7 protein-coding genes are annotated in these 6,264 nt (G+C 70.0%); 4 read left to right on the top strand and 3 right to left on the bottom strand.

What is annotated here, in order from left to right; genetic code table 11:
- A partial coding sequence (locus C1C97_RS11815; protein WP_158591157.1) for a GNAT family N-acetyltransferase occupies window positions 1–831 on the top strand: 831 nt, incomplete at its 5' end.
- A 155-nt stretch (window positions 832–986) separates the two neighbouring features.
- On the opposite strand, the gene C1C97_RS11810 is transcribed toward C1C97_RS11815, so the two are convergent.
- Window positions 987–1,862 carry an SGNH/GDSL hydrolase family protein gene (locus C1C97_RS11810; protein ID WP_407657289.1) on the bottom strand — a complete coding sequence of 292 codons (876 nt, stop codon included), beginning with the start codon at window positions 1,860–1,862 and terminating at the stop codon, window positions 987–989.
- Window positions 1,863–1,933: 71 nt separating this feature from the next.
- Here C1C97_RS11810 and C1C97_RS11805 point away from each other — a divergent pair, with 71 nt between their 5' ends.
- Window positions 1,934–2,578, top strand: coding sequence for an alpha/beta hydrolase (locus C1C97_RS11805; protein ID WP_110920402.1), 645 nt, complete (start codon window positions 1,934–1,936; stop codon window positions 2,576–2,578).
- A gap of 114 nt (window positions 2,579–2,692) precedes the next feature.
- On the opposite strand, the gene C1C97_RS11800 is transcribed toward C1C97_RS11805, so the two are convergent.
- Window positions 2,693–2,929 (bottom strand): RNA-binding S4 domain-containing protein, encoded by a 237-nt coding sequence (locus C1C97_RS11800; RefSeq protein WP_110920403.1) that lies wholly within the window; start codon window positions 2,927–2,929, stop codon window positions 2,693–2,695.
- Window positions 2,930–3,044: 115 nt separating this feature from the next.
- Between C1C97_RS11800 and C1C97_RS11795 the strand changes: the two genes are divergently transcribed.
- Both C1C97_RS11795 and mmsB read left to right on the top strand, forming a co-directional pair.
- Complete coding sequence (locus tag C1C97_RS11795) at window positions 3,045–4,541, top strand: CoA-acylating methylmalonate-semialdehyde dehydrogenase (protein WP_110920404.1); 1,497 nt, start codon at window positions 3,045–3,047, stop codon at window positions 4,539–4,541.
- Between the two features lie 62 nt (window positions 4,542–4,603).
- A complete protein-coding gene (mmsB, locus tag C1C97_RS11790) occupies window positions 4,604–5,548 on the top strand; it encodes a 3-hydroxyisobutyrate dehydrogenase (protein ID WP_110920405.1) in 945 nt (314 codons plus the stop codon).
- Here mmsB and C1C97_RS11785 read toward each other — a convergent pair.
- Complete coding sequence (locus tag C1C97_RS11785; RefSeq protein ID WP_110920406.1) at window positions 5,545–6,120, bottom strand: MarR family winged helix-turn-helix transcriptional regulator; 576 nt, start codon at window positions 6,118–6,120, stop codon at window positions 5,545–5,547. The genes mmsB and C1C97_RS11785 overlap by 4 nt on opposite strands.
- Between the last annotated feature and the right edge of the window lie 144 nt (window positions 6,121–6,264).

Genomic DNA, 6,264 nt, shown 5'->3' with positions numbered 1-6,264 from the left:
GATGGGTTGGAAGCGCCGCTCCAGGGCGGCGTCCTTCTCGATGTGCTTGCGGTATTCGTCCAACGTGGTGCCGCCGAGATGGCCGACGCGCCCGAAGTGGCGCATGTCGGGCCTCTCCTCGCCGCGGTCTTTCCTGCGCGTCGACGAGGTTTCGTGACCTACGCCCCGTTTTCCATGGGTGAATCAGAGCTGGATGACCTGATAGCCAGAGTGGTCTCAAGGTTTACGGCGGACCCTCGAGTGGACCACGTCGCGTGGAAAACCCGATCGCATGACCACTTGCCCTTCCTGGTCGACAAGCTTCAACACCATGGATTTGTTCTCGAAGAACCGGAAACGGTCATGGCGGGCGAGGCGGATGTGCTCATCTCCGCGGCTGCCGGCCCGGAGCAGCTTCGTGGCTACACGGTGGAACGCGCGGTGACGGAGGCGTCCTTGCGAGAAGCGGAGAATCTTGCTGGTCGGGTGTTTGGGGACTCCCTGGAAAGGATCCGCCTGCAGGAAGACGAGTTGGTCGAGCGGTGGCGCAGCGCCCCTGAATCGTTCGAGATGTGGGTGGTACGGGATGAGGACGGCCACGTGGCCTGCTCCGGCCGCTCCGAGTTCCCCGAGCGAACCGACTTCGCAGGACTGTGGGGCGGCGCATGCCTCGAAGGCCATCGCGGGTGCGGGCTGTACCGAGCCCTGGTGGTCCAGCGGGCCCGCTCGGCCCGACATCGAGGGCGAACACTGATCCACGTCGACTGCAGCGAGTACTCGCGGCCCATTCTGGAACGGGCAGGACTTCTTCCCATCACCACAGTGAGGTCAGCCACGCGCGCCTGCCCGTGAGCGCGGCGGGCATTCTCTGGTTCACCACACCAATGGGTGGATTGTCGTGCGAGCCCACCGTGGGTGGCATTCCGGCCTGCTGATCTACGACGGCGCCTACACCCCGGAAAGGGGCGCGGGCGCCGTCGTCGTGTGGTGGAGCAGAGCGTGAGGGCTCAGGCTTCCTCGGCCTGCTGGGGGATCTCCTCGCCCGCGCCGGGAATGGTGGCCTGGCCGAAGGCGGGGCGTTTGGCGGTGATGAAGTCGCCGGAGCTGCGGTGGCGGATGCGGCGGCCCACCCACGGGACGAAGTACTTGCGGGCCCAGACCATGTCGTCCCGGCGGGCCTCGCGCCACGTGCGCTCGGGGCGCGCCTCGGGGTGGTCCGGGGTGAGGCCGTGGTCCACGCCCAGGCTGTCCAGGGTCTCGCACGCGAGCAGCTGGTGGCCCAGCGGGGAGAAGTGCAGGCGGTCCGGGGCCCACATCTGGGGGTCGCTCAGCTGGTTGAGCCCCCACAGGTCCACCAGCACGGCGTCATGGCGGGCGGCCACCGTGCGCACGTTCTCGTTCCAGATGGCCACGCGACCGCGGATGCTGCGCATCACCGGGGTGTTGCCGATGTCTGCGGCGTCGAACATCACCACGGTGGCTCCGGTGGCGGCGATCTGCTCGACCACGGTGTCCAGGCGGGAGGCGATGTCGTCCGGGTCGGCACCGGGGCGCAGCATGTCGTTGCCGCCCGCGCTGATGGTCAGCAGATCCGGCTTGAGCTCCAGGGCGGGCTCCAGCTGCTCGTCCACGATGGGCTGGAAGAGGCGCCCGCGGATGGCCAGGTTCGCGTACGCGAAGTCGTCCGTGGTGCGCGCGAGCTCCTCGGCCACGCGGTCCGCCCAGCCGCGAAACCCGCCCGGGACGGAGTCGTCCGGGTCACCCACGCCCTCGGTGAAGGAGTCCCCCATGGACACCATGCGGTGCCACGGGTGCAGCGGCTCCGCGATCGGGGTCTCGGGGGTCTCGGCCATCGGGGTCTGCGCTGGAATGCTCTGATCCATAAGCGGTTTCTAGCACGCCCAAAGGGGTGGGCGCGACTCCCGGGGTTCCGCAACCGTGCCAGGATGGTGCCATGCAGCAAGCCCCTCACGTGATCTGGAACAACGACCCCGACGACCGCGCGGGCACCCCGCTGGTGGTCCTGCTCCACGGCTACGGCTCGCACGAGGGAGATCTCATGGCCCTCAGCGAGTCCCTGCCGGAGTCCTTCAGCTACGCCGCCGTGCGCGCACCGCAGCGCGCGGGCATGGGCTTCCAGTGGTTCCCGCTCGCGGGGGACCTCAGCTTCACCACGGACGCCGTGGTGGCCGCCGCGGAGCCGGTGGTCGAATGGCTGCGGGACGAGTCCGTGCAGCACACCCACGTGATCCTGCTGGGCTTCTCGCAGGGCATGGCCATGGCCACCACGGTGGCCCGCCATGCGCCGGGCCTGGTGGACGCCGTGGTGGGTCTCTCCGGTTTCGTGGTCCCGGTGGCGGACGACGACGCCCAGGCGGACTTTTTCCACGACGCCGCCCTGCGCGAGCAGCCCCTGCCCATGTTCTGGGGCCGCGACCCCGAGGACCCGGTGATCCCGCCTGCGATGGTGGACTTCTCCGCGGAGTGGATGCAGCAGCACGCGGACGCCACCAAGGTGCAGTACCGCAACGTGGGCCACGGGGTGTCCCCGCAGGAGATCGGCCACGTGGGGGAGTACCTGCGCGCGCTGGTGGGCTGAGCCGGGACCACGGCTCCCAGCGACCCGACTCAGGGGGTCGTGGCCGCGCTCCCGCCCGGGCACCGAACAGACGCATCTCCTTTCTAAACGGCGTCGGCGCGCAGAGCGCCGCGGTCACGCGGAGACGAGATGCACCCCCGGCAGCCCGGAGCCCTCGACGGCGACGACGTCGCCCGGGTGCAGCTGCGCGCCGCGCCGGGTCTCCACCGCGCCGTTCACCGTCACCCTGCCCTCTGCCACCAGGGTCTTGGCCACGTGCCCGTCCTCGGCCAGGTTGGCCAGTTTCAGGGCCTGGCCCAGGCGGATCATCTCGTCGTGGATCGGCAGCTCTTCGTAGGCGTTGTCACTCATGGGCACATTGTCTCAGGTGCCTTGGGCGGCGTCCTGCGGCAAAGTAGTTGCACGCCCAATGAAGTGCGGATACGTTCGGGGGAGACGTGCATCACACCCCACCCCAGGAGCAGCCATGACCCTCGTTCCCCACTTCGTCCACGGCCGCCGGACCGGGGGCGGCTCGGGCCGGACCCAGGACGTCTACAACCCGGTGGAGGGGGCGGTGAGCGCTCAGGTTCCCCTGGCCACCGCGGAGGAGGTCGCGGAGGCCGTGAGCTCCGCGGAGCGGGCCTTCCCCGAGTGGTCCGGGCTCAACGCCCAGCGGCGCGCGCGGATCCTGCTGAAGTGGGTGGACCTCATCAACGAGAACATGGACGAGCTGGCCACCCTGCTCTCCAACGAGCACGGCAAGACCTTCCCGGACGCGAAGGGTGACATCCAGCGCGGCATCGAGGTGGTGGAGTTCGCCGCCGGCGCTCCGCATCTGCTCAAGGGCGAGTTCTCCAGCGGTGCCGGAACGGGCATCGACGTCCACTCCCTGCGCCAGCCCCTGGGTGTGGTGGCCGGAATCACCCCGTTCAACTTCCCCGCGATGATCCCGCTGTGGAAGACCGGCATCGCGCTCGCCGCGGGCAACACGTTCGTGCTCAAGCCCTCCGAGCGGGACCCCTCCGTGCCGGTGCGGCTCGCGGAGCTGGCCCTGGAGGCCGGGATGCCCGCGGGCACGCTGAACGTGGTCCACGGGGACAAGACCGCGGTGGACGCGCTGATCGAGGATCCCCGGGTGCGGGCCATCGGCTTCGTGGGCTCCACGCCCATCGCCCAGTCCATCTACAGTGCGGCGGCCGCGCACAACAAGCGGGCGCAGTGCTTCGGCGGTGCCAAGAACCACATGGTGATCATGCCGGACGCGGACCTGGAGCAGGCCGCGGACGCCCTGATCGGCGCGGCCTTCGGCTCCGCGGGTGAGCGCTGCATGGCCATCTCCGTGGCGGTGCCCGTGGGGGAGGCCACCGCGGACACCCTGCGGAAACTGCTTGAGGAGCGGATCGCCACGCTCACGCTCGGCCCGTCGCTGGACGAGTCCTCGGACTTCGGACCGGTGGTGAGCGCCCAGGCCAAGGAGCGCATCGAGTCCTACATCGCCGCCGGTGAGAAGGAGGGTGCCGAGCTCGTGGTGGACGGCCGCGGTGCCACCGTGGACGGCTACCCGGACGGCTTCTGGGTGGGCGCCACCCTGTTCGACCGCGTCACCACGGACATGAGCATCTACCGCGAGGAGATCTTCGGCCCGGTGCTGTGCATTGCCCGCGCCGCGGACTACGAGGAGGCCCTGCGCCTGCCCAGCGAGCACGAGTTCGGCAACGGCGTGGCCATCTTCACCCGTGACGGGGACACCGCCCGGGACTTCACCACCCGCGTGGACGTGGGCATGGTGGGCGTGAACGTCCCCATCCCCGTGCCGATCGCGTACTACACCTTCGGCGGCTGGAAGGCCTCGGGCTTCGGGGACCTCAACCAGCACGGCACGGACGGGCTGAAGTTCTACACCAAGACCAAGACCGTCACCACGCGCTGGCCCTCCGGTGCCAAGGAGGGCGCGAGCTTCGTGATGCCCGCGGGCAGCTGAGCCGCGCGGCGTCGTCGTCCGCAGCCCCCGGGCACTCCACCACTCCTGGAACGAGGAACGTCATGACCGAGACCACCAGCCAGCAGCTCCCCGCCGTCGCCTTCCTGGGCCTGGGCCACATGGGCGGCCCGATGGCCGCGAACCTCGTGAAGGCGGGCGTGCGGGTCACCGGCTACGACATCGTCCCCGAGGCGTGCGCGGCGGCCCGCGAGCAGGGGATCGACGTGGTGGACACCCCGCAGGACGCCGTGCGCGCGGCGGGCGTGGTGATCACCATGTTCCCGTCCGGCAAGCACGTCATCGACGCCTACACGGGGGCCGACGGCGCCGAGGGCCTGCTCGCCGCGGCTCCCGCGGGTGCCACGTTCCTGGACTGCTCCACCATCAACATCTCCGAGGCGCAGGAGGCCGCCCAGCTGGCGCGGGACGCCGGGTTCACCGCGGCGGACGCCCCGGTCTCCGGGGGAGTGGTGGGCGCCACCGCCGGGACGCTCGCGTTCATGGTGGGCGGGGAGCCCGAGGTCTTCGAGCGCGTGCGGCCCCTGCTGGAGATCATGGGCGGGCGCGTGGTGCACTGCGGCGGCAACGGCATGGGTCAGGCCGCGAAGATCTGCAACAACATGATCCTGGGTGTGTCCATGGTGGCGGTCAGCGAGGCGTTCGTGCTGGCCGAGAAGCTCGGGCTGGAGCACCAGGCGATGTTCGACGTGGTCTCCAACGCCTCGGGCCAGTGCTGGGCGCTGACCACCAACTGTCCCGTTCCCGGCCCCGTGCCCACGAGCCCGGCCAACAAGGACTACGAACCGGGCTTCGCGGGGGCGCTGATGTCCAAGGACCTCAACCTCGCCACCACCGCGCTGGACGAGACCGGTGCCACCGCCCCCATGGGTCGGCTCGCGGCCGAGCTCTACGACCAGTTCGTGAAGGACGGCCACGCGGGCATGGACTTCTCCGGCATCATCACCACGCTGCGGGAGGAATCTGAAGAGGGTTCCGGGCAGGGCTAACACGCGGACTTGCGGGGAGGGTCCTCGTGTGCGGTGTCGGGGCGGCCCGCGGGAGGAGCGAAGTCCCCGCAGCGGGCCCGGAAACCGCTCAGCGCTCCCACCAGCGCCTTCACCTCGTGCTCCTCGAAGCCCGTGGTGAGGAACAGCTCCTCGTTCAGGGCGCGGGTGGCCCCCTCCACGGTCTCCAGGCCCCGGTCCGTCAGCACCACGTTCACGGCCCGGCGGTCCGTGCTGACCGGCTCCCGGCGCACCAGCCCGGCGGCCTCCAGCCGGTCCACCGCGTTGGTGATGGACGTGGGGTGGACCTGCAGCAGGGCGCTGGCCTTTTTCATGAGCATCCTGTGCTCGCGCGCGAAGCTCAGCAGGGCCAGCACCTCGTAGCGGGAGAACGTGAGGTGGAACGGCTTGAGGATCCGGTCCGCGCGCGCCAGAAGCAGCTGCTGCGCCCGCATGATCGAGGTCACGGCGGCCATGGGCCCGGCGGCCTCCGTCCAGCCCTCGCGCTCCCAGTTGCGCCGGGCCTCGGCAATGGGGTCGCGGGGGAGAGGTTCGTGCTGGGCCATGCCCCGCATTCTACGGGGCGGGGCCCGCGCTGACCGCGTCCGTCCGTGCACCGGGTCCGGAAGGGAGTGTGACCCGGACCACCCGGAAAAGCATTCTGCCGTTATAGTCGGACGTACCACTATCTGCCTGCCCACTACCCCGAGGACCAGGAC

It is taken from the genome of Kocuria tytonis (assembly GCF_003226895.2).
Taxonomy (GTDB): Bacteria; Actinomycetota; Actinomycetes; order Actinomycetales; family Micrococcaceae; genus Kocuria; species Kocuria tytonis.
This window is presented reverse-complemented; position numbering and strand designations above follow the sequence as displayed.